This window comes from Bacillus sp. ISL-55 (assembly GCF_018613155.1).
Classification (GTDB): Bacteria; Bacillota; Bacilli; order Bacillales; family Cytobacillaceae; genus Mesobacillus.
Map to the genome: position 1 here is coordinate 134,195 of NZ_JAGGQU010000013.1, position 24,502 is coordinate 158,696.

Annotated in this window: 27 protein-coding genes and 1 other annotated feature; of the genes, 1 reads left to right on the plus strand and 26 read right to left on the minus strand. The window is 45.1% G+C overall.

Annotation, left to right across the window (positions count from 1 at the left end; translation table 11 throughout):
- Positions 1–25: 25 nt before the first annotated feature.
- The 5 genes from J7E32_RS08030 to glcD form a co-directional block, all read right to left on the minus strand.
- Entirely contained in the window at positions 26–211 is a 186-nt protein-coding gene (locus J7E32_RS08030) for a sporulation protein Cse60 (protein ID WP_167834517.1), read from the minus strand.
- 57 nt (positions 212–268) lie between these two features.
- Positions 269–580 carry a rhodanese-like domain-containing protein gene (locus tag J7E32_RS08035; RefSeq protein ID WP_214906139.1) on the minus strand — a complete coding sequence of 104 codons (312 nt, stop codon included), beginning with the start codon at positions 578–580 and terminating at the stop codon, positions 269–271.
- 179 nt (positions 581–759) lie between these two features.
- Positions 760–3,174, minus strand: coding sequence for a leucine--tRNA ligase (leuS, locus tag J7E32_RS08040; protein ID WP_214906142.1), 2,415 nt, complete (start codon positions 3,172–3,174; stop codon positions 760–762).
- A gap of 131 nt (positions 3,175–3,305) precedes the next feature.
- Positions 3,306–3,526: a binding site (T-box leader), on the minus strand.
- A gap of 170 nt (positions 3,527–3,696) precedes the next feature.
- Positions 3,697–5,028, minus strand: coding sequence for a (Fe-S)-binding protein (locus J7E32_RS08045; RefSeq protein WP_214906145.1), 1,332 nt, complete (start codon positions 5,026–5,028; stop codon positions 3,697–3,699).
- Positions 5,025–6,437 (minus strand): glycolate oxidase subunit GlcD, encoded by a 1,413-nt coding sequence (gene glcD, locus J7E32_RS08050; protein ID WP_214906148.1) that lies wholly within the window; start codon positions 6,435–6,437, stop codon positions 5,025–5,027. The genes J7E32_RS08045 and glcD overlap by 4 nt, the downstream gene beginning before the upstream one ends.
- A 413-nt stretch (positions 6,438–6,850) precedes the next feature.
- On the opposite strand from glcD, the gene J7E32_RS08055 reads away from it, so the two are divergent.
- Entirely contained in the window at positions 6,851–7,573 is a 723-nt protein-coding gene (locus tag J7E32_RS08055) for a FadR/GntR family transcriptional regulator (RefSeq protein ID WP_214906152.1), read from the plus strand.
- Between the two features lie 53 nt (positions 7,574–7,626).
- Here the strand turns inward: J7E32_RS08055 and J7E32_RS08060 are convergent, their stop codons facing one another.
- The 21 genes from J7E32_RS08060 to J7E32_RS08160 all read right to left on the minus strand — a co-directional run bounded on the left by J7E32_RS08060 (position 7,627) and on the right by J7E32_RS08160 (position 24,366).
- Complete coding sequence (locus tag J7E32_RS08060) at positions 7,627–8,403, minus strand: 3-hydroxybutyrate dehydrogenase (protein WP_214906155.1); 777 nt, start codon at positions 8,401–8,403, stop codon at positions 7,627–7,629.
- Positions 8,404–8,418: 15 nt separating this feature from the next.
- Positions 8,419–9,738 (minus strand): GntP family permease, encoded by a 1,320-nt coding sequence (locus tag J7E32_RS08065; protein ID WP_214906158.1) that lies wholly within the window; start codon positions 9,736–9,738, stop codon positions 8,419–8,421.
- A gap of 339 nt (positions 9,739–10,077) precedes the next feature.
- Entirely contained in the window at positions 10,078–11,442 is a 1,365-nt protein-coding gene (locus tag J7E32_RS08070) for a sigma-54 interaction domain-containing protein (RefSeq protein ID WP_214906161.1), read from the minus strand.
- A gap of 93 nt (positions 11,443–11,535) precedes the next feature.
- Positions 11,536–12,063 (minus strand): CueP family metal-binding protein, encoded by a 528-nt coding sequence (locus J7E32_RS08075; protein ID WP_286182885.1) that lies wholly within the window; start codon positions 12,061–12,063, stop codon positions 11,536–11,538.
- Between the two features lie 409 nt (positions 12,064–12,472).
- On the minus strand, positions 12,473–13,657 hold the full coding sequence (locus J7E32_RS08080; RefSeq protein ID WP_214906164.1) for an MDR family MFS transporter: 1,185 nt from the start codon (positions 13,655–13,657) through the stop codon (positions 12,473–12,475).
- Positions 13,658–13,998: 341 nt separating this feature from the next.
- A complete protein-coding gene (locus J7E32_RS08085) occupies positions 13,999–15,432 on the minus strand; it encodes an ammonia-forming cytochrome c nitrite reductase subunit c552 (RefSeq protein WP_214906167.1) in 1,434 nt (477 codons plus the stop codon).
- The gene (locus tag J7E32_RS08090; protein ID WP_214906169.1) at positions 15,425–15,949 is read right to left on the minus strand and encodes a cytochrome c3 family protein; all 525 of its coding nucleotides are present in this window, start codon (positions 15,947–15,949) and stop codon (positions 15,425–15,427) included. The genes J7E32_RS08085 and J7E32_RS08090 overlap by 8 nt, the downstream gene beginning before the upstream one ends.
- A 100-nt stretch (positions 15,950–16,049) precedes the next feature.
- Positions 16,050–16,556, minus strand: coding sequence for a TlpA family protein disulfide reductase (locus J7E32_RS08095; RefSeq protein ID WP_214906172.1), 507 nt, complete (start codon positions 16,554–16,556; stop codon positions 16,050–16,052).
- A 17-nt stretch (positions 16,557–16,573) separates the two neighbouring features.
- Positions 16,574–16,705 (minus strand): CcmD family protein, encoded by a 132-nt coding sequence (locus tag J7E32_RS08100; RefSeq protein WP_023626909.1) that lies wholly within the window; start codon positions 16,703–16,705, stop codon positions 16,574–16,576.
- A gap of 20 nt (positions 16,706–16,725) precedes the next feature.
- A complete protein-coding gene (locus J7E32_RS08105; protein WP_286182888.1) occupies positions 16,726–17,436 on the minus strand; it encodes a cytochrome c biogenesis protein in 711 nt (236 codons plus the stop codon).
- Positions 17,436–18,119 carry a heme exporter protein CcmB gene (locus tag J7E32_RS08110; RefSeq protein WP_214906175.1) on the minus strand — a complete coding sequence of 228 codons (684 nt, stop codon included), beginning with the start codon at positions 18,117–18,119 and terminating at the stop codon, positions 17,436–17,438. The genes J7E32_RS08105 and J7E32_RS08110 overlap by 1 nt, the downstream gene beginning before the upstream one ends.
- Positions 18,116–18,820, minus strand: coding sequence for a heme ABC exporter ATP-binding protein CcmA (gene ccmA / locus J7E32_RS08115; protein WP_214906178.1), 705 nt, complete (start codon positions 18,818–18,820; stop codon positions 18,116–18,118). Before ccmA ends, J7E32_RS08110 begins: the two co-directional genes overlap by 4 nt.
- A 17-nt stretch (positions 18,821–18,837) precedes the next feature.
- Positions 18,838–19,179 carry a hypothetical protein gene (locus J7E32_RS08120; RefSeq protein ID WP_214906181.1) on the minus strand — a complete coding sequence of 114 codons (342 nt, stop codon included), beginning with the start codon at positions 19,177–19,179 and terminating at the stop codon, positions 18,838–18,840.
- Between the two features lie 5 nt (positions 19,180–19,184).
- Complete coding sequence (locus J7E32_RS08125; protein ID WP_214906183.1) at positions 19,185–19,556, minus strand: hypothetical protein; 372 nt, start codon at positions 19,554–19,556, stop codon at positions 19,185–19,187.
- Between the two features lie 12 nt (positions 19,557–19,568).
- Positions 19,569–20,039 carry a cytochrome c-type biogenesis protein CcmH gene (locus J7E32_RS08130; protein ID WP_214906186.1) on the minus strand — a complete coding sequence of 157 codons (471 nt, stop codon included), beginning with the start codon at positions 20,037–20,039 and terminating at the stop codon, positions 19,569–19,571.
- Between the two features lie 5 nt (positions 20,040–20,044).
- Entirely contained in the window at positions 20,045–22,027 is a 1,983-nt protein-coding gene (locus tag J7E32_RS08135; RefSeq protein WP_214906189.1) for a heme lyase CcmF/NrfE family subunit, read from the minus strand.
- Positions 22,028–22,048: 21 nt separating this feature from the next.
- A complete protein-coding gene (locus J7E32_RS08140; protein WP_214906192.1) occupies positions 22,049–22,498 on the minus strand; it encodes a cytochrome c maturation protein CcmE in 450 nt (149 codons plus the stop codon).
- Positions 22,498–23,457: a hypothetical protein gene (locus tag J7E32_RS08145; RefSeq protein ID WP_214906195.1), complete on the minus strand. Its 960-nt coding sequence runs from the start codon at positions 23,455–23,457 to the stop codon at positions 22,498–22,500. Before J7E32_RS08145 ends, J7E32_RS08140 begins: the two co-directional genes overlap by 1 nt.
- A gap of 139 nt (positions 23,458–23,596) precedes the next feature.
- Positions 23,597–23,863 carry a hypothetical protein gene (locus J7E32_RS08150; RefSeq protein WP_214906198.1) on the minus strand — a complete coding sequence of 89 codons (267 nt, stop codon included), beginning with the start codon at positions 23,861–23,863 and terminating at the stop codon, positions 23,597–23,599.
- A 43-nt stretch (positions 23,864–23,906) separates the two neighbouring features.
- Positions 23,907–24,086 (minus strand): glycogen biosynthesis protein GlgD, encoded by a 180-nt coding sequence (locus tag J7E32_RS08155; protein ID WP_214906200.1) that lies wholly within the window; start codon positions 24,084–24,086, stop codon positions 23,907–23,909.
- A gap of 16 nt (positions 24,087–24,102) precedes the next feature.
- Positions 24,103–24,366, minus strand: coding sequence for a YtzC family protein (locus J7E32_RS08160; protein ID WP_214906203.1), 264 nt, complete (start codon positions 24,364–24,366; stop codon positions 24,103–24,105).
- Positions 24,367–24,502: the final 136 nt, after the last annotated feature.

Below are 24,502 nucleotides of genomic sequence, written 5' to 3' on the forward strand. Positions count from 1 at the left end.
AAAAACAGAGCCTGAGTGAATCCACTCAGGCTCTGTACACGACCATGGCTGAAAAACAGTAGATCTGTTCTTCGTCCTCTTCTTCTGGCAGGACCGCGACATTGTATTTAATGTCTAAAAGCTTTTTTTCATCGAGCTTTTCCAGAAAGCGGTTCATATCCTGTTCTAGATCTTTTTCATGTTCATGATCAAAAACTCTGACCTGGATCAAGGGAAGTCATCCTTCCTTTTTTACATCCATTCTGGCCAGGTTTTCAGAATTTTATAATTATGGGCGTTTTATTTCTCCGCCCCAGCTCATCATGCCGCCAACCATGTTGCGGACTTTGAAGCCTTGCTCGTTCATGTAATGGCAGACGTTGCCGCTGCGCGCGCTTGAACGGCAGATGAAGATGTATTCTTTGTCTTTGTCGAATTCGTTCATTCTTTCAGGAATTTCTCCCATTGGTACGTGCTTAGCTCCAGGAATCATTCCAGATTCAACTTCGTCATGTTCACGAACGTCAACCATTTCTGGCTTTTCGCCCGCTTCCAGCTTCTTTTGAAGTTCTTCAGGTGTGATGGTTTCAACTTTATTCATTAGTCATTTCCTCCAATATTTAGTAAAATTAATCCTATTTTAAGGATACAATACCTTAATGTATTTTCCCCTATTTATTATATAAAAACCAAATTTAAATTACAAAGAATAAACCTTATGGGGTATTTTATTAAAAAACCAAAAGGGTCGCCATTACACGACCCTTTTGGGAAAAAACCTTAATTTGCGACTATGTTAACTAACTTTCCTGGTACTGCGATTACCTTGCGGACTGTCTTTCCGTCAATTTGCTCTTTGACAGCATCATCGCCCATCGCAATCTGCTCAAGAGTTTCTCTGTTTGCATCTGCCGGCACCATCATTTTTGCTTTGATTTTACCGTTTACCTGGACAACGATTTCTACTTCATCATCGACAAGCTTGGCTTCATCATATGCTGGCCATGCTGCATAAGTGATTGACTCACCGTGGCCAAGCTTAGCCCATAGCTCTTCCGCGATATGCGGCGTTATTGGGGCAAGCATTTTTACAAAGCCTTCTACGTAAGCTTGCGGTAATACCTCAGCTTTATATGCTTCGTTAATGAAGACCATCATTTGCGAAATAGCTGTATTGAAACGAAGCCCCTCGTAATCTTCTGTCACCTTTTTAACAGTCTGGTGGTAGACCTTCTCAAGGTTCTGATTTTCAGTATCCTGGATTTTGTCGCTTATGCTGTCGTTTTCGTTGACGAACAAGCGCCAGATACGGTCAAGGAAGCGGCGTGATCCGTCCAAACCATTAGTAGACCATGCGATGGATGCTTCAAGAGGTCCCATGAACATTTCGTAAAGACGAAGCGTATCCGCACCATGGCTTTCGACAATTTCATCCGGGTTGACGACATTGCCTTTTGACTTGCTCATCTTTTCATTATTTTCACCAAGGATCATTCCCTGGTTGAAAAGCTTTTGGAAAGGTTCCTTCGTGTGGACAACTCCTACATCGTAAAGGACTTTGTGCCAGAAACGAGCGTAAAGTAAGTGAAGTACTGCGTGCTCTGCGCCTCCGATATAAATATCAACAGGCAGCCATTGCTTTAATTTTTCCTTATCTGCAAGTGCCTGATCATTCTTCGGATCAATATAGCGCAAATAGTACCAGCAGCTGCCACCCCATTGTGGCATTGTGTTCGTTTCCCTGCGGCCTTTTTTGCCTGTTTCAGGATCCACTACATTCACCCAGTCATGAATATTGGCAAGTGGAGACTCGCCTGTACCAGAAGGCTTGATATCCGTCGTTTTAGGAAGAACTAAAGGCAACTGGTCTTCAGGTACAGCAGACATCGTTCCATCTTCCCAGTGGATGATTGGAATCGGCTCACCCCAGTAGCGCTGGCGGCTGAACAGCCAGTCGCGAAGGCGGTAAGTGACCTTTTTCGTACCTATGCCTTTTTCTTCAAGCCAAGCAATCATCTTATTAATTGCCTCTTCTTTGCCCATGCCGTTAAGGAATTCAGAGTTGATGTGTTCGCCGTCGCCAGTATATGCTTCTTTCTCGATGTCTCCGCCGGCAACGACTTCCTTGATCTCTAAATCAAACTTTTTCGCAAATTCGTAGTCACGCTCGTCATGGCCAGGTACTGCCATGATCGCCCCTGTTCCGTAGGATGCAAGAACATAGTCAGCGATCCAGATTGGCATTTTTTCGCCATTCGCTGGGTTGATCGCGTAAGCGCCAGTGAAGACGCCAGTTTTGTCCTTCGCCAAGTCTGTACGCTCAAGATCACTCTTGCTCTTGATTTCATCGATATATTTTTCAACTGCTGCTTTTTGTTCTGAAGTAGTGATTTTATCAACCAATTGATGCTCAGGTGCAAGCACTGCATATGTTGCGCCGAACAGTGTATCCGGACGGGTTGTGAAAACCGTGAATGTTCCTTCATGTCCTTCAATATTAAAGGTGATTTCCGCACCTTCTGAACGGCCGATCCAGTTGCGCTGCATATCCTTCAAACTCTCCGGCCAATCAAGTAAATCAAGATCTTCAAGAAGACGGTCTGCATACGCAGTGATCTTCAGCATCCACTGTCTCATCGGACGGCGTTCCACCGGATGTCCTCCACGCTCACTTTTACCGTCGATAACTTCTTCATTCGCCAAAACTGTTCCAAGAGCCGGGCACCAGTTAACCGCAACTTCATCAATGTATGCAAGCCCTTTTTCATAGAGCTTAAGGAAAATCCATTGCGTCCACTTGTAGTATTCAGGGTCTGTTGTATTGACTTCGCGGTCCCAGTCGTATGAAAAACCTAATGCCTTGATCTGGCGGCGGAACGTGTTGATGTTCTGCTCCGTAAACTCTGCCGGGTCATTCCCTGTATCCAATGCGTACTGCTCAGCAGGAAGGCCGAAAGCATCCCAGCCCATTGGATGAAGGACGTTGAAGCCCTGCATCCTTTTCATGCGTGAAAGGATATCAGTCGCTGTATAACCTTCCGGGTGGCCAACGTGAAGGCCAGCACCAGATGGGTACGGGAACATATCAAGCGCGTAGAACTTCTCTTTCCCTTTATCTTCAGTTGTTTTAAACGTTTTGTTCTGTTCCCAATGCGATTGCCATTTTTTCTCGATTTCCTGATGGTTAAAACTCATCGTCAATGTCCTCCTGTTTGGTTTCGATTTATTTTTTAGCGGTGTGGAGCTTGTTGATTGAAAAGACGGCGACATTGTTGGACTTGCGCCAAGCCTTTATCTCCAGAAAAATAAAAAACTCCCGCCCCTGTAAAAGGGACGAGAGGTTATGTATGATCTCCCGCGGTACCACCCAAATTAGTGTGTAACACTCGCTTCATTCATCCTTAACGCGGAAAACGGCAAACGCTACTAAAAAATTCGCGCCTGCGACTCAAAGGCGAGTTCATGATGAATCCTGTCTGGCTTGCACCAACCGCCAGCTCTCTACATCAGGCTTTGCACCACTACTACTCCTTGTCGAAGTCTTTCATTATGAATATAGAGATATTGTAATAAAATTCCCTCACATATGCAAGCGGGGATAGAATTTTTGATGATAGTGAGTAGTATATGCCTGTATTGCCTTTTGGTGCACCCATTTACATACCGGGACGTGGACAAAAAAGAACCCATCCGAAGATTCAGATGGGTTCTAGGTGGTTATTTTTCCGATTGCGCTGCTTCCAAAAGCAGGTCAACAATATGCACGCCTCTCATTTTGCCAGAAAGACCTTCACGCTCTATCCCGAGCTTCATTTGAAGAAGACAGCCTGGATTTGCGGTAACAACCGTCGTTGCATGGGTGGCCTTTGCCTGAACCATTTTGGAATCAAGGAGCTGCATCGACATTTCACTCTCAACAATATTATAAATTCCTGCTGAACCACAACAGCGGTCGGCATTCTCCATCTCTTGGTATTGAATTCCCTTGATGGACTGCAGCAATGTCCTCGGTGCTGATGCTGTCTTCATGACATTTCGAAGGTGGCAGGAGTCCTGATACGTAATGATTTGATGCGCCAATTGGAGGTCCACTTTTTCATGAAAGCCTACTTCAACCAGGATTTGCGATATATCCATGATTTTATCAGCAAATGCCTGAGCCCTTTCCTTCCATTCCGGATCATCCTTAAGCAAATGGTCATAGTCAACAAGGAAGGCACCGCAGCCCCCTGCATTGGTGATGATGAAATCGACCCCGGTGTCCTCAAAGGCTTTAATATTGCGGCGGGCAAGTACCTTCGCATCTTCCTTTTCACCACTATGCCCATGAAGCGCGCCGCAGCAGGCCTGGTCCTTCGGGATGACAATTTCACAGCCTGCAAGCTGCAAGAGCTTCATTGTTGCATTGTTTGTTTCCAGGAACATCGTATCCATCAGGCAGCCGCTGAAAAATGCGACCTTATGCGTCTTCGTGCCAATTGGTTCAAGGTGCTCAGGACGATTTTTCATTTCCTTCATTGTCGGCACCTGGGGAAGAACCTTTTCCATCGTTGCGAGTGACTCAGGGAACAGCTTCATCACACCTGTTCCGCGCGCCACTTTCTGCAGGCCGGAACGTTGATAGAAGCCAATCAGCCCAGTCAGTCCCCTCATCCGCTCCTGATGTGGGAATAGTCCTTTGAAGACTGCATTTCTGACCATTTTTACCGGCATTGAAAACTTCTTGTTTTGATTGACAATGTCACGGGCTTCTTCGAGAAGATGGCCATAGTTCACTCCTGATGGACAGACAGGTTCACATGCACGGCAGCCAAGGCACAGGTCAAGTGAACGTTCGAAGTCCTCATCCGGTTCAATAATTCCATCGACAACCGCCTTCATAAGCGCGATCCGGCCGCGTGGTGAATGTGATTCCTGATAGCCTGATTCGATATAAGTTGGGCATGTCGGAAGGCAGAACCCGCAGCGCATGCAGTTCAATAGTTCGTTCTGGTCCATCTTTTCCTGGAATTCTGTCTGGATTCTCTGCTGTTCTTGAACCGTTGTCATTTTGAAACCACCACCCGTTTCCTGCTGTCCTTCGCGAAAACCTTACCAGGATTCATGATATTGTTAGGATCAAGGGCCATTTTCACAGCTTTCATAGCCGCAATTCCTGCTTCTCCTAATTTCAACTCGAGGTACGGTGCTTTCATGACGCCGACGCCGTGCTCACCTGTAATCGTTCCGCCGAATTCAATCGCCTTTTCAAAAATTTCGGCAAATGCCTTCTCGACTCTTTCCATTTCGTCATGATTCCGGGAATCCGTCGGACATGTAGGATGAAGGTTTCCATCTCCCGCATGGCCAAAAGTACAAATATTCAGGTTATACTTAGCCGCAATTTCATTGATTGCATTGACCATTCTCGCAATCTCTGACCTTGGAACAGTCGCATCCTCCAAAATGGTCGTCGGTGCTAACCGCGCTAGTGCGGACAATGCACTTCTGCGCGCAGTCCTCAGTGCTTCAGCTTCAGCTTCTGTTTGGGCCAGCTGCACAGACACAGCTCTTTCCTCTTTACAAACCTCGGCAATCCTCGCCATGTCACGCTCGACCACTTCAACAGGACCGTCCTGTTCAATCAATAGCACTGCTTTGACATCTGTTGGCAGCCCAATCTTCGCAAAATCCTCCACTACCTTCAATGTCGGCTGATCCAGGAATTCCAGCGTAGCCGGAATGATTTTGCTAGAGATAATCTTGGAAACTGATTTAGCTGCTGCTTCTATGTCTTGATATAAAGCCAGCATTGTTTGTTTTGTCTCTGGCATAGGAATCAGCTTTAAGGTTGCTTCGGTAATGATGGCCAATGTCCCCTCCGAGCCAACAAGCAGTCTCGTAAAATCATATCCAGCAACATCTTTCGCCAATTTTCCTCCTGTTGTGATGATTTCCCCGTTTGGCAGCACAGCCTCAAGCCCGATTACGTAATCCCTTGTCACTCCATACTTCAAGCCGCGGAGACCGCCAGAGTTTTCATTGATATTGCCGCCGATGGTTGATATTTTCATAGAGCTTGGGTCCGGTGGATAAAACAGGCCTTTCGGCTCGACTGCGTTGATTAAATCAAGAGTTACCACACCGGACTGAACAGTAACAGTTAAATTCTCTTCATCGACTTCAAGGATTTTGTTCATATGTTTAAAAAGAAGCACAATTCCGCCTTCTGTCGGGCAAGTACCTGCGCAAAGATTCGTTCCTGATCCGCGCGGGACAATCGGAATTTGATATTCATTGCAAATTTTCACAATCTGTGAAATTTCCTGTTTGTTTCGCGGACTTACAACTGCATCCGGCATTGATTGGAAATTAGGTGTTGCATCATATGAATAAACGAGTCTTCCCGTTTTGGAATCATCAAAATTAACAGGACTTACAATTGAAATAATCTTTTCTTTGACTGTGTTTGTAACCATGATAGTTCCCCCTATGTCAGTTAAATAAAACGATGTTCCTTGTCAGATAAAAAGAAGCCTGAACATACGTTTAAAGCACGATGCTTTAGGGTCCAAGCCAGGACGCTATTTCGCATGTATGATTTATTTTTTAAAACTATCAATAATTCCTATAATTCGCAGAAATCGCAACCGCTTACAAGTAATGGTAAGGTCATCTGATGACCGGGTCATTAGCACGACCTATCTAAATTATAGGATGGTTCTAGCGTAAATATCAATATAATTTTAAAAGTTAGTGAAATATAACTTTGTGAAGTGTGTTTATATTGGGATTTCCTGCTTCCAACCCATAATGATGATAAAGAATATTACATAGCTAAAGTGAAATTGTATAATGGGAGTCAAGAGATCGGAATATTGGGGGCTTTACTTTGCAATATAAAAAAATAAAACCTAAAAAGATTTATGAAGAAGTAGCCGAAGCAATCTACGGAATGATCAAGTCGCGACAATTGAAACCAGGCGATAAACTGGATTCGGTCCCGCAGCTCGCGGAGAATTTCCAGGTGGGGCGCTCCGCTATCAGGGAAGCATTGACTGCATTAAGAGCAATGGGGCTTATTGAAATCAGACAGGGCGAAGGAACATATGTGAGGGAGTTCGAGTCAGAGCAGATTAGCTTTCCATTATCGACGGCCATCCTGATGAATGCTCAGGATACAGCACATCTGCTGGAAGTGAGGAAAATCCTTGAGGCTGGCACTGTCTTTTCCGCTGCAAAGAAACGGACTGAAGGGCAGCTGCAGACAATGAAAGAGGCGCTTGAGGATATGAAACATGCCAGTGGTAATGAGGAACTTGGTGAAAAAGCCGATTTGCAATTTCATATGGCCATTGCTGAAAGCTCGCATAATCCTTTATTGATCAGCTTGATGAACCATGTTTCAGGCCTGATGGGAGAAACGATGAAGGATACCCGCCGGCTCTGGCTTTACTCGAAACAAACGACAACAGATCGGCTCCATGACGAACATTATGCTATTTACGAAGCAATAAAAGAACAGAAAGCAGAAGAAGCAAGAAATATGATGCTCAGTCATATCGAGAATGTAGAGAATATTCTCCATAAATATATTGACCAGGCTAAAATATAGGAGTTCAAAGTCAAAATAAGCTGGCTGCCCAAAAGGGAGCCAGCTTATTTTGATTATTGAATCGTATACCCTCCATCAATGACCGCCGCCTGGCCAGTGATTCCTTTGGCCGCATCACTGGCCAGGAACATAACATAACTGGCGATTTCATCGACAGCCAGCAGGCGTTTTTGCGGAACAAGCGGAAAAATGACTTCCTCGAGCACTTTTTCGAGCGGCACGTTCCTTGTCTCCGCAAGGCTGGAAAGCTGGTTTCGCACAAGCGGTGTATCGACATACCCCGGGCAAACTGCGTTTACTGTAATGCCGTGCTCAGCGGTTTCAAGAGCTGCAACCTTTGTTAGTCCAATGACCCCATGCTTGGCACTGTTGTAAGCTGCTTTACCAGCGAAACCGACAAGCCCATTGATGGATGCCATGTTGATCACCCGCCCAAAACCTTGTTTTTTCATGACTGGCAGCACATGCTTCAATGCTATAAACGGTGCCGTGAGCATTACTTTTATCAACAGTTCGAATTTTTCAGTCGGAAAGTCTTCGATCATGGAGACATATTGCAAACCAGCGTTGTTGATAAGAACATCGACTGTACCAAAGTGCTCAATGCATTTTGCCACTGCCTCCTCAATGTCTTTTTCTCTGGTAACATCACATTTCAATCCAGCGGCTTCATGCCCTAATTCACGCAGGCTGGCAGCCGCTTTCCCTACAGCCTCTTCCTGTAAATCTGTTAAAAATACCTTCGCGCCCTGCTCAGCAAAACTTTTGCCAATCTCATACCCGATTCCCTGGGCGGCACCGGTAATCATCACCACTTTATCTTTTACCATCGGGAATCTCCTTTCTTAAATTCCTAATCCTAGAGAGAATAGAACAATCGCGATTGCTACGCCAATCAACGGAACAATGACAGTCACAGCAGCCACTGGGTTGTAAGCATCCTGATGGGACTCACCACAAATCGCCCGGACGGTCGTGACTACGTAACCATTGTGCGGCAGTGAATCTAGCGCACCCGAGGAAATTGCCGCTACCCTGTGAAGAGCTTCCGGATTGACACCCATATCCATGTAATGCGGAGCGAGTAATGGAAGCGCGATTGCCTGACCACCGGATGCCGATCCAGTCATACCGGCAATGACACTGACGGCGATTGCCGCACCAATCAACGGGCTGCCTGGAATATTCGTCATCGCATCTACCGCCGTCTGGAAAGCCGGCACTGCTTTGGCGACACCGCCGAATCCGACGACTGCAGCTGTGTTACCAATTGCAATCAACGCACCCATCGTTCCTTCAGAAAGAGCTTCCCAGAAATTCTTAAAGTATTTGCGATTTAATAGATAGGCAGATACAACCCCGCCAAGCAGGGCGATAATCAATGCTGATTGTTTCAATGAATCATGGAAAACGAAAGAAATAACCAGTACCACAACTAACGGTATAAGACCCATAAGCGGATGCGGAAGCTCTCGCTTTTCCATCATTGGATCGGTCTTCCTCGCTTCGAATTTCTCCCCTCTTGCGACGGCCTTTGTAATCATTCGTTTCAGCCACCAGTATCCAAAAATCATCATGAAAACCGCAACGATGGCACTGACCTCCCAGCCTGCTATCGGTGAAGTATCCAGGAATTGAATGGGAATCCAGTTCTGGATTTCCGGAGACCCGGCGGAAGTCATTGTAAAGGTAACCGAACCGAAAGCCAGTGCCGCCGGAATGAAACGCCTTGGCAAATTCGCCTGCCTGAACAAGCTCAATGCCATTGGATAAACCGAAAATGCTACGACAAACAAACTTACGCCTCCATAAGTCAGCACGGCACAGGCTGCGACGATCGCAAGCACCGCAAACTTCATCCCCAATTTGTCCACGATGAACTCAGACACACTGTCAGCCGCGCCGCTATCCTCCATCACCTTTCCAAAAATCGCCCCGAGCAGGAACATCATGTACCATGCAGTAACGAAACCAGAAAAACCAGACATATAATTGCCGACAAAGTTGGCAGCTCCTTCTTCAACGAGCTGCGGAAACAGTGGCATCCCACTGAAAACGGCAACAAATAACGCAGAAATCGGTCCAACAATAAGCAGGTTCATACCTCTCATCGTCAAATAAATCAATAAAGCCAGACCGCCAATTAATCCAATCATACTCAGCATTCTTTTTCCCCCTTGATTTTTAAAATAAAGATAAACGCACACTGCCCTCCTTGTTTGACGAGATGATAACGCTTACAAATATATTGAATAAAATTGCTGTATTATCTTATTGCAACTATCGTGCCAACTTTTCGAAGGATGAGAATCAACATTTATTCTCAATTTTCAGTCATTTAATTCCGGAATTCCGGACGCTATCAATCTATCATTACCATTACCTAATAGAGTTAACCTGTCCTTTTCCCTCTGATTAATTACCATTCATACAGTGAAAACATATTAAAATATTGCTAGAAAAAAGAAAGTCCGAAAACTCGGACAGCATTCCGAATTTCCGGACTACAAGAGGCCGTATTTATTAAGCTTTTCATACAGGGTTGACCTGCTGATCCCCAGCTCTCTGCCTACCAGGACTTTGTCATCTTTATTTCTTTCAAGACTTTGCATCAGTACCCACTTTTCTGTTTCTTCAACAATATCCTTAAGCTTCTTGTTATTGAATCGATACATGGCTGTCTGTGTTTGCAGATAATCCGGCAAGGAATCCAGTGTAATCTGTTCTCCTTTTGTCAAATGGACCGCAGCTTCAATGACATTTTCCAGTTCGCGGATATTACCCGGCCAACTGTAGGATTTCAGTATATCCATGACGTTCCTTTCAATCCCTGCGATCCGCTTGCCTAACCGATTCGTGACTTTATCGATAAAATGGCCGATCAGCAGTGTTAAGTCCTCAGCGCGTTCCCTTAATGGGGGAACGCTGAAAGGAACCACATTGATCCGGTAAAAAAGGTCCTCCCTGAATCGCTTCTCTTCAATCATGGTTTCAAGTGGCCTGTTTGTGGCAGCGATGATCCGGACATCAACTGAAATGGATTTCGTTGAACCAATCGGTTCTATTTCCCCATCCTGGAGCGCACGCAAAAGTTTAACCTGCATGCTTAGCGGCAAGTCCCCGATTTCATCCAGAAAAAGGGTACCGCCATTAGCCAGCTGGAATTTCCCCTTCTTCCCTCCTTTTTTCGCGCCTGTGAAAGCTCCTTCTTCATAGCCAAACAGCTCGGATTCGAGCAGGTTCTCTGGGATTGCGCCGCAGTTCACCTTGATGAACGGCTTCTGGCTCCGGCTGCTTAGCTGATGGATGCTGTGAGCGAACAATTCCTTCCCTGTTCCGCTCTCTCCTCTGATCAGAATCGAAATATTGCTGTTGGATACCATTTTTACTTTTTCTTTTAAACTGATAGTCTGCTGCGATTCGCCCAGGATGTCATCAAGCGTATATTTCACGCCTGAATCAATTTTTTGGATGTATGGCTGCATCCTGGTCAGCAGGCTTTTTACATGGCTGTCCATCTTCATCCATTCCTGAGTATCCCTGAAAAATACCGTCCCAAAGGCGGCTATGACTTCCCCATTTTTTATGATGGGCACCCGGTTGGCAATCATGTAATTTCCCTTGATAAATTGCAAGTCTGCCAATTCTTCCTTTCCCGTCTGGGCCACAATATGCATCCTCGTATTCTCGATCACTTGTGTCACATGACGGCCAATCGTTTCTTCACGATTGACTTCAAGGAATTCACAATAATTATGATTGATATAAATGATCCTTCCTTCCCGATCTACTACAACAAGCCATTCAAAGGCATTCTCAACAATGGTTTCAATAATATCTGCCGGTATATGTAAAAGCTTTGTATTCATAATCCGTCACCTGGTTTTTCTTTTGATTTTATCACACTTTTCTGAAAACATTATACAAGCATAAAAAAAACACCTAAAAACAGGTGTTTTAGTCTACTTTAGCTGCATTGTTGTTATGCAGGTTGCGTCATTCTCAAAAGTGGATATCTCTGATTCAACAGTCTTGCCGTCATATCCAATCTTTGTTTTGAACTTTTGATCACGTGGAAGCCACAAATCGATGAAACCATTCTGATGGGATGTCAATTTCTCATCAACGATCACCTTGCCATCTTCATCCTCAATATATACATCAAACTCTTTTTCGACCAGTTCACCTTGACAACCTGTCAAGCTATGATTCGTTCAAGGATGGGTTTGATTTTCGTAAGGCGCAATTGAGACGAAGAAGTCTTCTTCCGAAATATCGTAGACTTGCTTGTCCCCTTCACTATCAGCAATTGTCAGCTCTTGTGAGGTGATGGAAGCATTGTGTCCCTTAATTTTGCCCATGCTGTAATCACTCACCAATTCCTTGATGTCTTGTTGTTGTTTTTCAGGTTCAGCAGTTTCCTCCCCGCCATTACAGGCAGTTAATAAACCTGCAGCCAAAAACGCAATTCCGAGGATTTTAAATTTCAATCCATTCACCCCCTTGTCTTTCAAAGTATGATTATATCATAATCACACAGTCCTATCTTAGATGTAAAATATGCATTTTTTATCGAGAAAAAATGCATAAATTGTGACCGATAACAAAAGGAGCCAGGCTTACCAGCCCAACTCCTCTTTGTTTTGCTCTGTTAACTCGGCTGTTGATTTTCGTTCCAGGCGCTTCGCTTTCCGCGGGAAGTCCGGGAGCCTCCTCAGCGCTTTTAGCGCCTCCGGGGTCTCCCGTGACTTTCTCATCCCGCAGGACATTGAGTTAGCTTCCTCGAACCTGCCCACGCACGATGAAAATGCGTTAGCATTTTCGGAGGAGTCTTCGCGCCTTCCACTACAATCAACAGGTGTTTAAAAATTTTTTCGCTATAACAGAGCCTATTGTTATTTATACTTGTGCAGCCACATTGTGGGATTCCTTTAGTTTCCGATCGTAAATGACAGTAGTAAAGATCCCGATAAACATGAGGGCAATAAGAATCGCGAATAGCATTGGCATACCATAAAGGTCGACAAGGATTCCACCCATGAGCGGGCCGATCATCCTGCCGCCAGTTGCGGTGCTGTTGACGATTCCCTGGTAAAAGCCTTCCCGTCCTTTTGGCGCCAGGTCATTTGCGATTGTCGGAACGGCCGGCCAGATCAGCATTTCTCCAATCGTCAGGATCACCATACCAGCCACGAAGCCTGAGAATGCATTAGCTCCTGCAGCAACTGCATAGGAAACCATGAAGATGACCATCCCGATGACGATTTGCAGCTTTAACTTATTCTGGAACGGCTTGATCAGCCTGTTTACAACCGGCTGGCCAAGAACGATCATAGCGCCGTTGATTGTCCAGAGGATGCTGTATTGATTCAGGGAGATTTTCAATTCCTGTGTATAAGCTGCGATCGTGGTTTGCCACTGTACGTAACCAACCCAGCAAAGCAAGTAGCCAACAGCAAGGATAAGGAGCGCATACAGCTTGGTATGGCTTTTGATCACTCCGTTTTCCTGCAGAACGTTCGTCTGCTTCGCTGCCCGCGTGTCGATGCTGCGATAGCCAAAAATCGCGATCATCATAAAAATCAGGTACATCACTGCGTTCGCCATGAAGATCAGCTGGAATGAATAAGATGCGACAAGACCGCCAAGCGCCGCTCCAACCGCAACTCCGAGGTTCTGCGCTACATAGATGGCGTTGAACGCTTTACGTCCGCCTTCCTTCCAGACCGAACCTGCCATTGCGTACATTGCCGGAAAAACGATTCCAGATCCAAAGCCAACCAATGTCAAAAAGAAAATATACTGCGGCCAGCCAGGCCATAAGGTCAAGCCAAGCAGCGCCATGATGGTAATGCTGATTCCAAGAATAATAGACTTATAACCGCCAATTTTATCAAAAAGACTGCCGCCAAAAAGGTTGCCAATAACACTGGCAGCAGAGTTCAGCATCAGGACGATACCTGCAACAGACAGCGATTTGCCGAGATGCTCATGTATATAAATGGTGTTCAGAGGCCATAAAAAAGAGGAACCAGTAACATTTACTGCCATCCCAATAATCAAAAGCCACAAGGCTCTAGGCATCAAATAACGCCTTCTTTCACTCATAAATTTCGATTACCAAAGTAATTCTAGAGCTTTTCACAATTGGTTGCAATAGGAATTTATGCAGATATTTGAAGTTGAAATTTTCTATTTTTTTGAAGTGGAATTGGAAAAAATACTCGCTAATTTCCAGTTCGCGGAATTACGGGGATTTTCGCTAAGTTATGCATCTTGAACCACCAGGATTAGCAGGAAGTTTTAAAAATGATTCCGGGAATATTGACACTCAACCGGTTTTCTGCAAAACTAAAGAAAACACCGTACAAACTACCATTTGCACAGTGTTTTCATATTTATCTTTTCTCTAAATTTACTATTCTTTATTTTTTTGGAGCTGGCTGTTGTGCCGGGAAGTAACTGTTCACTGCTTTCTCTTTCTTCTTGAAGTTATCTTTTTCGTCGAAAACAGCCTTCTTCACTTTTTCAATCTCTATTTTAACCTCTTCCAGATTTACACCTTTCTTGGTCAATTCCTCGATGGCAAGATTGATCGCCTCATTCGACTCTTCAATCGATACCCTTAATGAATCCATTGCTCCCTGCGGATTATGGAATCCTGCTGCACTCTCAGCTGCAACGATATCCCAGAACCATTGTCCTTTTCTGATATGCTCCTGAGCTTGCTTGATTTTCTCGTCACTTACGCCAGAAGTAATCATCTTATTTACGTAATAGTGTGATGTAATCGAAATATCCTCAGCTTTATGAAGTGCTTCCATATGTTTATCCTGGATACCGATTACACGCTCTTTCAGTTCATCCATATCCCTGTTGGTATGGCAGGTTGCGCATGATTGATCCATGGTCTTAAGCGGTGAAGTCCACCAGTGTGAGCTGATTTTCTTTTTGCCGTCTACCCTGTCATATGGCATGTGACAGTCTGAACATGTAACTCCTGCTTCACCATGAGGACCCTCGATATGAGTCTCAAAGTCAGGATGCTGTGCTTTTAGCATTGGCGTCCCTGAAACATTGTGGACCCAGTCCTTCTCAAACCCTTGCTCCTTAGCAGTAGTTTCATAGTATTCGTACATATTTTCAGGCTCAAAGCCATTAGCCCAAGGATAAGTTACTTCTCCGTTATCTGCAGCAAAATAGTACTCTACGTGGCATTGTCCGCAAACATAGTTCCTCATATCATTCTTCGTTGGGTTGGACATGTCGATTCCCTGTGATTCCATTCCCTTGATAAAGCTTGGACGGGTTACTCTCAAGTCCATTGTCTGTGGATCATGGCAGTCTGAGCAGCCGATTGGTGAATGGCCCATCGCTTCTGCTTTTGGCCAGATATCTTCATTAAAATTGCCTCCCCAGTAATCATCCCCCATTTCCTCGATCATGTGAGGAACAGCAGTCGATTTACAAGTTAAGCATGAACCAATTGATTTATCAGTGATACGCGCAATCGCCCGGACATCCTCATTCGCATAGATATGGCCGCGATCCTCGTTGTACTCAGTCGCAAAGCCATAGCCGTTAAAAAGGACTGGCAGATAGGGTTCCTTATCATGGTCGAACTTGCTTCGTTTGACGGAACCGCTGTACTTCGTATCTTCCATTTTTTCATTTTGCTTGTAGCTGTCATATTGCAGCGGGAAAAGGTCCTTGAAGGCCTCATTGCTGATTTCATCTTTGCTCAGCCCCGTTTTCAGCTCGCTTGCCGAGGTTGCTTCTTCCTCTGAGCCGGAGCATCCAGTAATGATGAGCATGACAGCCGCAAGGAGCAAGAGTGCCCAGCGGAAATTTCTAGCCATTGTTCATCGTACCTCCTTTATTTTCTAAAAGCTCGCCTGGTTTCGGCGGTTTAAAATAATCCTCTGTCTTGAAGCCCTTGCCGTGCGGCACTGCCTGGTGGCAGCTTGAACAGCTGTCCTTTGCATCATGCGATACATTTTCCAGTGTGTTTTCATGGCAGCTGATGCAGTTCTCATTGATGACTTCGTCAGAGCTTTCTGTTGCGTGGAGCACCTTCGGGATTTTTGCTTCTCCAAGCGTATTGTAGTACACGTGGGTCATGCCCGCCTTTGCCTTATACGTGTACTTCTTGACCATGTTTTCATGCGGCAAATGGCAGTCGCCGCAGGCAAGGCCGGCGTGGTTGGAATCAGAGAACGAGTCATGGACTTCTGTCATGATATGGCAGCTCGAGCAAAATTCAGGTGAATCCGTATAAGCAAGCGTTTTGACAGTGACGACAGAAACAATGATTCCAGCAAATACGCCAATGAATAACAGCATCTTTTTGTCTATTCCCAGTAGCTTTTTCAGCATCTTTTTCACCTCCCTTAAAGCGGATTCTCGCAATCTACCAAAAGCTGTTTTGCATGGTCGAAAACAGCTTTATTAAAACACGGATGTGCTTTAACCAAGGTTAAGGTGAAACCATTTCCTGGATCAGTTTGATCAAATCGTCCTTCGTTGTCGGTCCTGAGAAACGTTCAACAATGACTCCGTTTCCGTCGATGATGATCGTCTCGGGCTGGCCGATGACATTGTAATCTTTTGAAATGTCTTCTTTTGTATCTAAAAGATACGTAAGGTCAGAACCGCTTTCCGAGATGTATTTTTCCATCCGTTTTTTCGATTCGCCTTTGGCGAGGATCAGCAGCTTTGCATCCTTATACTCTTTGCCGAACGCTTCCAGTTCAGGAGCTTCATCAATGCATGGCGCACACCATGTCGCGAAAAAATTCAGGACGACCGGCTGGCCTTTAAAATCAGAAAGTTTATAAGTATTGCCGTCAATATCCTGCAGTTCAAAATCAATCGACTGGTCACCAGGCTGGGCCGATGCTTTTCCTCCCAGTCCGCTGACCAAAAAGCCGAGAACTCCGATGACGGCAGCGATGACAATGATCGGAACAATCTTTTTGCCCATTCTATTCACCCGCTTTTTTAAAAATCTGAGTTCCATTCTTCAAGTAGTTCAAGCTCTTTTTTCAGCTGCTTCTGCCGGCGGCCAAGCACTACTACATAACCCGCGATCAACGTCCAAATAACTGAGTAAGCCATGAATAAGTAAGTCATTTTCCATTCCTCCTTAGTAATTAGCCTGCAAGCTTTTCGATTGCTTTTGACTTTGCCTTTTTGACGATGTGCCTCATTTTTTCAATTTCAATCCCCTTGCGCATCAGGAACGCATACAGCACGGTAATCGTAAAAATCGAGAACAGCAATGCGACCAGCATATCTGGTTCGACTCCGCCGCCTGACTGGTTTTTGCCTTCACCGAACACAACCGGATGCAGCTTCGTGTTCCACCAGCGGATGGCCATGAAAACAATCGGGACATTGATGACGCCAATGATGCCAAAAACAGCTGATAGTCTCGCAATTTTTTCCATTGAGCCGTCCATCTTGCGGACAAACAGATAAGCAACATAGATGAACCATAGTATCAGGGTTGTCGCTAGACGCGGTTCCCAAGTCCACCATGTATTCCAGCTTGATTTTCCCCAGATCATACCGGTAATCAGTGTAATCGTTGTGAAAAGAACACCAATTTCAGCGGAGATTCCGGCATTGATATGATGCTGAAGTCTAGGTTTGATCAGCACTCTCACGCTGTAATAGCCAACGACTCCAAAGGCCAGAAAGGCTACCCAGGCACTGCCCACATGAAAGTAGAAAATTTTCTGTGAAGCGCCCATTATCCTTTCAACAGGCGACCATATAAAAATCAGATAAAGCGCGATAAAAACTGTCGGAATCAACGTAAACAGCAACAGCCGGTCGATAATGCCAGTATTCTTTTTCATCAAGATCCCTCCATAATAAATTCGAATAAGAAAAAGCAAGCAGCCAGGAACAATAAATCGTAAGCAGCCATCAGCCTGATCCATGAAGCTGCATCTGCAATCATTTCATTTTCAAGAATGATCCTCGTTGCCTGGACCCCGGCGATCAGCAACGGACTTAGCAGCGGCAGCAGCAAAACCGGCAAAAGCATCTCGCTGTTCTTGGCATTTGCTGATAGCGCAGCCAGGAAGGTCCCGACGATGATGAAACCGAGAGTGCCGATGATGACCACAACGATAAACCAGCTTACTTTTCCAAAAAAGCGGTAGTCGAACAGCAGGAACAAGACTGGAATGCTGACCAGCTGTACTGCCGTAACGAGGATGAAGTTCGCCAAAACCTTTCCAAGATAGATGCTCGAAGGGTCGATTGGAGCCGAACGCAATCCTGTCAGAGCATCGTTTTCGTGCTCAGAAAGAAAGGAACGATTCAGTCCGAGAATTCCGGAAAACACGGTAATCAGCCAGACGAGCCCTGGAATGACGGCCTTTACCATATTGTTTGTCGGATCGAACGCAAAGCTGAAGATCAGGACGACGAGACTTGAGAAGATGACCATCATACCAATTGTCTGCTTTGTTTTGATCTCATTGCTCAGGTCTTTGCTTGCGATCGTCCACGCATCTTTAATGATTGAAATCACGAGCCCTTCACCTCTGCTTCATACCAGGTTTTCATCTCTGCGAGGCTTACTTCTTCTCCAAGGCGCATTGTTGAGACGATTTTCCCTTTTTTCAGCACAGCCGCCCTGTCAGCAAGCGCATGCACCTGCTCAAAATCATGAGAGATGATCAGGATTGAGGTCCCGCTGTCCCGTTTGTGTTTAATAATGTTATTAAGCAGGGTCACAGCCTCCTGATCAAGACCGGTGTGCGGCTCATCGAGCATCAGGATATCAGGGTCTGGAAGCAGCACCCTGGCGATGGCCAGTCTTTGCATCATCCCTCTTGAAAAGGAGCGAATGGGCATATCGCGAAAAAGATAGAGCCCCACTTCCTTCAAAAGCTCATTGGCTTTCCTGTCAAGATCCTTTACTTTGTATAGCTTCCCGTAAAATTTGAGATTCTCAAGCGGGGACAGATTGTTGTAAAGAAATGATTCATGACCCAGAAATCCAATCCGCTGTTTTACCTGTGGTGAATTTTTCTTAACGAGTTCACCGTCCAGGTAAATTTCCCCGCTCGTTGGCTGCAGGAGTCCGACCGTGCATTTAAAGAAGGTACTCTTCCCTGCTCCGTTCGGGCCAATCACTGCTAGAATCTCTCCTTTTTCCAATGAAAGGGTGATATTCCTTAAAACGATTTTGTCTCCCAGCATTTTGGTCATTTTCTTCAGTTCCAGCATGGTCCCCAACTCTTTCGTTAAGTGTATTGTTTCAGTTCTTTTTCTACCTCGGCGAGATGGCTCTGGTAATCAAGCTTCATCTTGTTAAAATTCTCCTCGGTGATTTCTGCTGCCGATAGCCTTGCTTCAAGTCCCACGAGCTCCCCTTCAATCACTTTTTTCCTATGGAGAAGGTGTCTGAATAACTGGTCTTCCTCACTGATACTGTCCTCTGCGGGCTTCCTCCGTTTTCGTAAAAACCAGACAACAATAAGGACAGCAGTTAAAAATATCAGCAAATAGTGTGGATTCACCATGTTCAACCCCGGAGTACTGAGCCAGAATTTCACAAGCCATTCAGGATGGTAGGCTGGCGCCATACTGATCACCCCTTCTGCTGGCGAAGCTTTTTCAGTTCTCTAAGAATTTCCGCCTCTGCTTCGGCATCCTTTATCTTCTTTTTGCTCTCTGGAAGATGTTTTGCCTTGCGCCCTTGCAATTCTTCCTTTAACATCTCGGCCGCGAGCAATTGGTAATCCTCTTTCAATTTTTCAAAATCCTCACGAGTGATTTTCTTCATTAAGAAGTCCATCTCCAGCTCATTCACAGCGCTGTAAACTTGCTCAAGCGTCAGCTTTTCCCCCTCTGTGTCCATTTCCTCAGCCGGCATCTCGCCAGCTTGAAAGAAAGGTGAAATAATGAAGTAAAAGCAAGTAATGATTACAAGTGAACCAATTATTAAAAATAGATAATCCATTTTGATCAGCTCCTAGAAAAGCTTCCGGCGCTCTTCGTCAAATGTTTTTGCCGCAATTTCTTTCTCCACTTCCGAATTCCAAGCTTTAGTCGCCTCAAGCTTTGTTTCTGCCTTCTTGACTGTCAATTTCCTGAGCCAGACACCGACAATTACGCTGCCGATGCCAACTCCAGCAGCTGGCATCCCCCAGGCAATCCAGCCACTTGTGCCGCCGCCCGGAGTTCTTAATGCTGCCTGCCCGTATTCATCAACATAGGACTGGATGATTTCCGGCTCTGTTTTGCCGCCGTTCAGCATCTCGACCACTTCATCGTAGTAGATTTTTTTTACTGAGCAAGTGGATAGTTCATGGTCAGCATGGCCCTGCATATCAAGCTGTCCGATGATGTGCTTGAACTCCTTAGAGTTATAGGTGAAGGCTGTTGTCATGCCAGGAATCACAATCAGCAAAAGGAGTGTTGTTATGAGAATTTTCTTATTCATCTTCTTCACCCTCCCACTCTCGAAATGCCTTTATTGATTTGGTAGCGGGATGTTGTCGGCCTGCCGCCTATGAGGGCGAACGCTGTTCCGATCACCATAATAATCCCGCCCATCCAAATCCAGCTTACGAATGGATTCACTTTAACCATGAATGTCACTTTGTCTTTGTTCTCCCAGGAACTGAGCACGACGTATAAGTCCTGGCTCCAATTCGTCTTGATTGCTACCTCTGTTGATGGTTCAGGCCATGTTTCGTAGAAAATCTTTACGGGCTTTATTTTGCCAATGTCCTTGCCCTTATACGTCACATCGATATCGGCCACCACTATTCCATTTCCGTTTTTCGTATGTTCGGTCAGTTCATTGAATTTCAAGCTATAATCCCCAGTCTTGATGCTGTTTCCTGCATCTACCGTTTTCAGCACTTCTGTTGAGTAAGTGTGCGAAGATATGACACCTACCGCGATCACAGCAATCCCGATATGGACGATATAACCGCCGTAGCGGCGCTGATTTTTCACCGTCAGCTTGAACGCAGCCTTCAAGACATTTTCCTTTGTAGCTTTTCGTCTTGCACTGATTCCTCTGGCGAATTCAAGCAAGTGCGTTCCGAACATGAAGCTTGTTGCTGATAGACCGATAATCGCGTAAATACCCTTGACGCCAAAAGCGAATAGGATGATTGCTGTAACAACACCCATTGCCAGCGGCCAAAGCGCATTTTTCATAAACTTTTCGAACACCGCTTTTTGCCAGGCGATGAGCGGGCAGATGCCCATCAATACAATCAGCACCAGCAGGATCGGAGCCATCACTTGATTAAAATATGGCGCGCCGACATTAACTTTTGTCCCTGTAAAAGTTTCTGAAATCAGCGGGTACATTGTTCCCCAGAAAACGGCGAAAGCGGCAGCCACAAGAATCAGGTTGTTCAGCAGGAAGCTGCTTTCTTTTGAAAAATAAGCTTCAATCGGGCTGCTGTCTTTTTTTAACAGTCCGTATCTTGTCATCACGATATAAAGAGAAAACAACATCATGAAGGCCATGAAAACAAGGAAGTAAGTACCCAAATTGCTGTCACCGAACGCGTGGACACTGGTCAAAATACCGCTTCTGACAAGGAAGGTCCCGAACAGTGTCAGGATGTAGGATAAAATGATTAAGCTTACGTTCCACGTCTTCAGCATGTTTTTCCGTTCCTGAATCATCACAGAGTGCAGGAAGGCCGATACAGTCAGCCATGGCAGGAACGAGGCATTTTCAACCGGGTCCCATGCCCAGTAGCCGCCCCAGCCTAACTCAAGGTATGCCCACCAGCCGCCAATCACATTGCCGAGCGTCAGGAACAGCCAAGCCAGCAAGGTCCATCTTCTCGTCAGCTTGATCCACTCTGAATCCATCCTCTTCAGGATCAATGCCGCAATTCCGAATGCGAATGGAACGGCCAATCCGACATAGCCCATATAGAGCGTTACAGGGTGCAGGATCATTCCCGGGTTTTGCAGCATCGGGTTGAGCCCTTTTCCATCTGCCGGAATTTTATCGGTCATTTCAAATGGATTTACATTAAGTGCCATTACGGTGAAAAAGAACAGGATGTTCACCATCAGAATGCTCGATACATACGGCATCATCGGGTTCTTCTTTTCTTTTGAAAAAACGACCATTGCTGCGTATAGTGATAAAAGGAAAGCCCATAACAGCAGGGATCCAGCGTTACCCGCCCAAAATGCTGTTAACTTATAAGCCATCGGCAAGCTCTCATTCGTATACGAAGCCACATATTTATATTGGAACTGGCTTGATCCAAGCAAGTAGAGCAGCAGGAAGGATGCGATGCTTGCCACAAAAGCCAGCGAAAGTACTGCGCCTCTTGCGCTTTCAATCCACTTGCTGCTTTTCTTCTTAATTCCGACGATATTGGCAATGATTCCATAAAGCGATATCACAATGCCAAGGTAGATTGAGATGTTCCCAATTAGATACATACAGATAACCACCCATCTGTTTTATTCCTGATTGTCATTTTTGTACATTTCCTTATGCATTTCGGTATCATAGTTCTCCATGTCTTCGCCTTCATATTTTGTCGGGCATTTCGTCTGGACTTTTTCTGCTTCGAACACTCCGTCTTTTTGGATAAAACCTTCTACGAGGACGATGACATCCTCTGAGAAGTTATCCGGCTTAATGCCTTTATGGAAAACCTGAAGCGTTCCCTGGCCTTCCTCGTAAATCTCGAAACGGAGCTCCAGTTTGTCAGCGTCCCATTCAACGGATTCCTTATTGAGCAATCCCTGCGTCATAATATAATCGCCTTCATATTTCGAACCATTTTTGCTAAGGTCGGCAATCGTGATTTCCTTGCTCCCTGCGCTCGGCATTGTCGAAAACATCATGATCACGAATGCCACAGCTGCCAGGCTGAGCCCCACCACGATTTTTTTATTTTTGGACATTAGTTTCTACCTCCCAGCTTTTTGATTAATTCGTTGAATTCCGCTTCGGTAATGCTTCCTTCTACCAACATGGCACGGAGCTTTGACTTTTTGGCTTCATAGTCATTAAAAGCATCAGCTTTAACCGGCTTTACTTTCTTTTTCTTCATAATGAAAATCAACAGTACTGCCGCAAAAATTGTCACACTGCCAACGACTGTAATGACAAGCCACAGAGGCATTTTTTCATCATTTTGTTTTACAGTGCCGGCCTTCTTTGCATCCCCGGCCATTGCCTCCATAATTTCCGCTGTCGTCCTATCGTCAGCTCGTTTGTATTCAAGTGAGATATTCTTTTCATCACCAGGCTTCATTCCCTGGCTTTGATAAAGGAACATGTTCATGTTGTAGGAATTTTTTTGATGCTGCTCTGAGGCAGGCTCCAGCTTAAAGCTTTCCGAATTAAGCGGCTCAACGAAGATCAAGTTGAACAAACCAATATCAGCGAAGTTTTTAAAATCGTAAGTCAGTGTCTTAGTGCCGTCTTTTTCCTTGATGCTGTCGGTATAGTACTCAATCACAAATTTGTAGATTTCCTGCGGCTGTATTTCCTCGCTCGTTTCCCAGGAAATTGTTCCGTTATCCTGATCAAGTTCATATTGAATTTCATTCATTTCAGTCAGGTCCCGGGAGTAATCAGCAACAAAACCAATTCTGAAATTCTTTTCATCCATTGGCAGCGGGATGACTACCTGACCTTTTTGTGCTTCTTCTGCATTGTTCTTCAATGCCCCATGATAGCCGACCAAAAGTGGTGCATTCTTCTTCTTATCTTTTGGGTGATACGAATATTCTGGCATCACCTGGATCGTGAGCTCCTCCATATTCAGGACATTTGATTTTGTCTCAGCACTCCCCTTACCAGGCAGCTGGAATATGAACAATAAAATGATGGCCGATAAGAACTTCACAACTTTCATTTGATTGGCTCCTTTCTATATGTGACAAATTCGTGAATATTTTCACAAGACAACTTACATTGAAAATGACAATTTATTTTGGCTAAGGATTTTTCCAAAATGAAATTTCTTCCCTCAAGACCTTTTGGGTCTACCTTATTTAAACCATTTCTAAAAGCTCCCATTCTGTGATATAAATCACGGAATTTTCGTGAGTTTTATCCGATTTGTGAACGGGGGTATTTGTTGAATAAACAAGGCTGTTGATTTTCGTTCCATGCGCTTCGCTTTCCACGGGTGGTCCGGGGAGCCTCCTCGTCGTTTCACTCCTGCGGGGTCTCCCCCTGCCCCATGATCCCGTAGGAGTCTTCGCGCCTTCCACTACAATCAACAGGTGCAAAAATACTATTGGCTTTTTCAAAATCAATAAAAAACCTCACTTCCAAAATGGAAGTGAGGGTGTTACAAATTTATGAAGATTGCTCTGGTTCAGGATGGAATTTTGATTTTACAGGCTGCCCGCCGCTTTGTTCATATTTTTTCTTTGCTTTTTTTACCGGATCATGGTCCATTCCGAGCTCGAGATCCTGGTTATTGATGCCGTTCCTTGTTTTTTGTTCAGGATTATTCTGCTTTGAGCGCTTTTTCAAGATTTTCCCCTCCTGTTTAGTGATCAAGCAAAATCATATTGTTTTGGACTTGCTGCAGCTGAAGCCTCATTCTGTGCAGTTGTTCGCGCTGCTGGGAGTTTGCGCTGAAGGAGAGCTTGGCCAGATCATTATAAGCGTCCTCGAGCGCATGCAGTGCATTGGTGTAATTACCGTCATTATAATGCTGCTGAGTAGCGGCATCCTTGTATTGTTCCTGGGCCAGATTGATTGCATCCTCACATTGCTGAAGTAACTGGTCAACCGATTGACGTGTTGCCAATAGTAGCCCCTCCTTTACTTGATGCTGAAGCAAAGTCTGCTTCTTCTTTATTTTGTTCACAATACATTTTCCTATCACGATTTTGCCAATGTTTAATGATGCCAATTATTTAGGGTGCATATTGTAATCTTTTTGC

Excerpts from the sequence above, each read along its gene's own strand:
- J7E32_RS08035 (WP_214906139.1), bottom strand. The coding sequence starts at position 580 with ATGAATAAAGTTGAAACCATCACACCTGAAGAACTTCAAAAGAAGCTG.
- leuS (WP_214906142.1), bottom strand. The coding sequence starts at position 3,174 with ATGAGTTTTAACCATCAGGAAATCGAGAAAAAATGGCAATCGCATTGG.
- J7E32_RS08045 (WP_214906145.1), bottom strand. The coding sequence starts at position 5,028 with ATGACAACGGTTCAAGAACAGCAGAGAATCCAGACAGAATTCCAGGAA.
- glcD (WP_214906148.1), bottom strand. The coding sequence starts at position 6,437 with ATGGTTACAAACACAGTCAAAGAAAAGATTATTTCAATTGTAAGTCCT.
- J7E32_RS08060 (WP_214906155.1), bottom strand. The coding sequence starts at position 8,403 with ATGGTAAAAGATAAAGTGGTGATGATTACCGGTGCCGCCCAGGGAATC.
- J7E32_RS08065 (WP_214906158.1), bottom strand. The coding sequence starts at position 9,738 with ATGCTGAGTATGATTGGATTAATTGGCGGTCTGGCTTTATTGATTTAT.
- J7E32_RS08070 (WP_214906161.1), bottom strand. The coding sequence starts at position 11,442 with ATGAATACAAAGCTTTTACATATACCGGCAGATATTATTGAAACCATT.
- J7E32_RS08080 (WP_214906164.1), bottom strand. The coding sequence starts at position 13,657 with ATGCCTAGAGCCTTGTGGCTTTTGATTATTGGGATGGCAGTAAATGTT.
- J7E32_RS08085 (WP_214906167.1), bottom strand. The coding sequence starts at position 15,432 with ATGGCTAGAAATTTCCGCTGGGCACTCTTGCTCCTTGCGGCTGTCATG.
- J7E32_RS08090 (WP_214906169.1), bottom strand. The coding sequence starts at position 15,949 with ATGCTGAAAAAGCTACTGGGAATAGACAAAAAGATGCTGTTATTCATT.
- J7E32_RS08095 (WP_214906172.1), bottom strand. The coding sequence starts at position 16,556 with ATGGGCAAAAAGATTGTTCCGATCATTGTCATCGCTGCCGTCATCGGA.
- J7E32_RS08100 (WP_023626909.1), bottom strand. The coding sequence starts at position 16,705 with ATGACTTACTTATTCATGGCTTACTCAGTTATTTGGACGTTGATCGCG.
- J7E32_RS08105 (WP_286182888.1), bottom strand. The coding sequence starts at position 17,436 with ATGAAAAAGAATACTGGCATTATCGACCGGCTGTTGCTGTTTACGTTG.
- ccmA (WP_214906178.1), bottom strand. The coding sequence starts at position 18,820 with ATGCTGGAACTGAAGAAAATGACCAAAATGCTGGGAGACAAAATCGTT.
- J7E32_RS08120 (WP_214906181.1), bottom strand. The coding sequence starts at position 19,179 with ATGGCGCCAGCCTACCATCCTGAATGGCTTGTGAAATTCTGGCTCAGT.
- J7E32_RS08125 (WP_214906183.1), bottom strand. The coding sequence starts at position 19,556 with ATGGATTATCTATTTTTAATAATTGGTTCACTTGTAATCATTACTTGC.
- J7E32_RS08130 (WP_214906186.1), bottom strand. The coding sequence starts at position 20,039 with ATGAATAAGAAAATTCTCATAACAACACTCCTTTTGCTGATTGTGATT.
- J7E32_RS08135 (WP_214906189.1), bottom strand. The coding sequence starts at position 22,027 with ATGTATCTAATTGGGAACATCTCAATCTACCTTGGCATTGTGATATCG.
- J7E32_RS08140 (WP_214906192.1), bottom strand. The coding sequence starts at position 22,498 with ATGTCCAAAAATAAAAAAATCGTGGTGGGGCTCAGCCTGGCAGCTGTG.
- J7E32_RS08145 (WP_214906195.1), bottom strand. The coding sequence starts at position 23,457 with ATGAAAGTTGTGAAGTTCTTATCGGCCATCATTTTATTGTTCATATTC.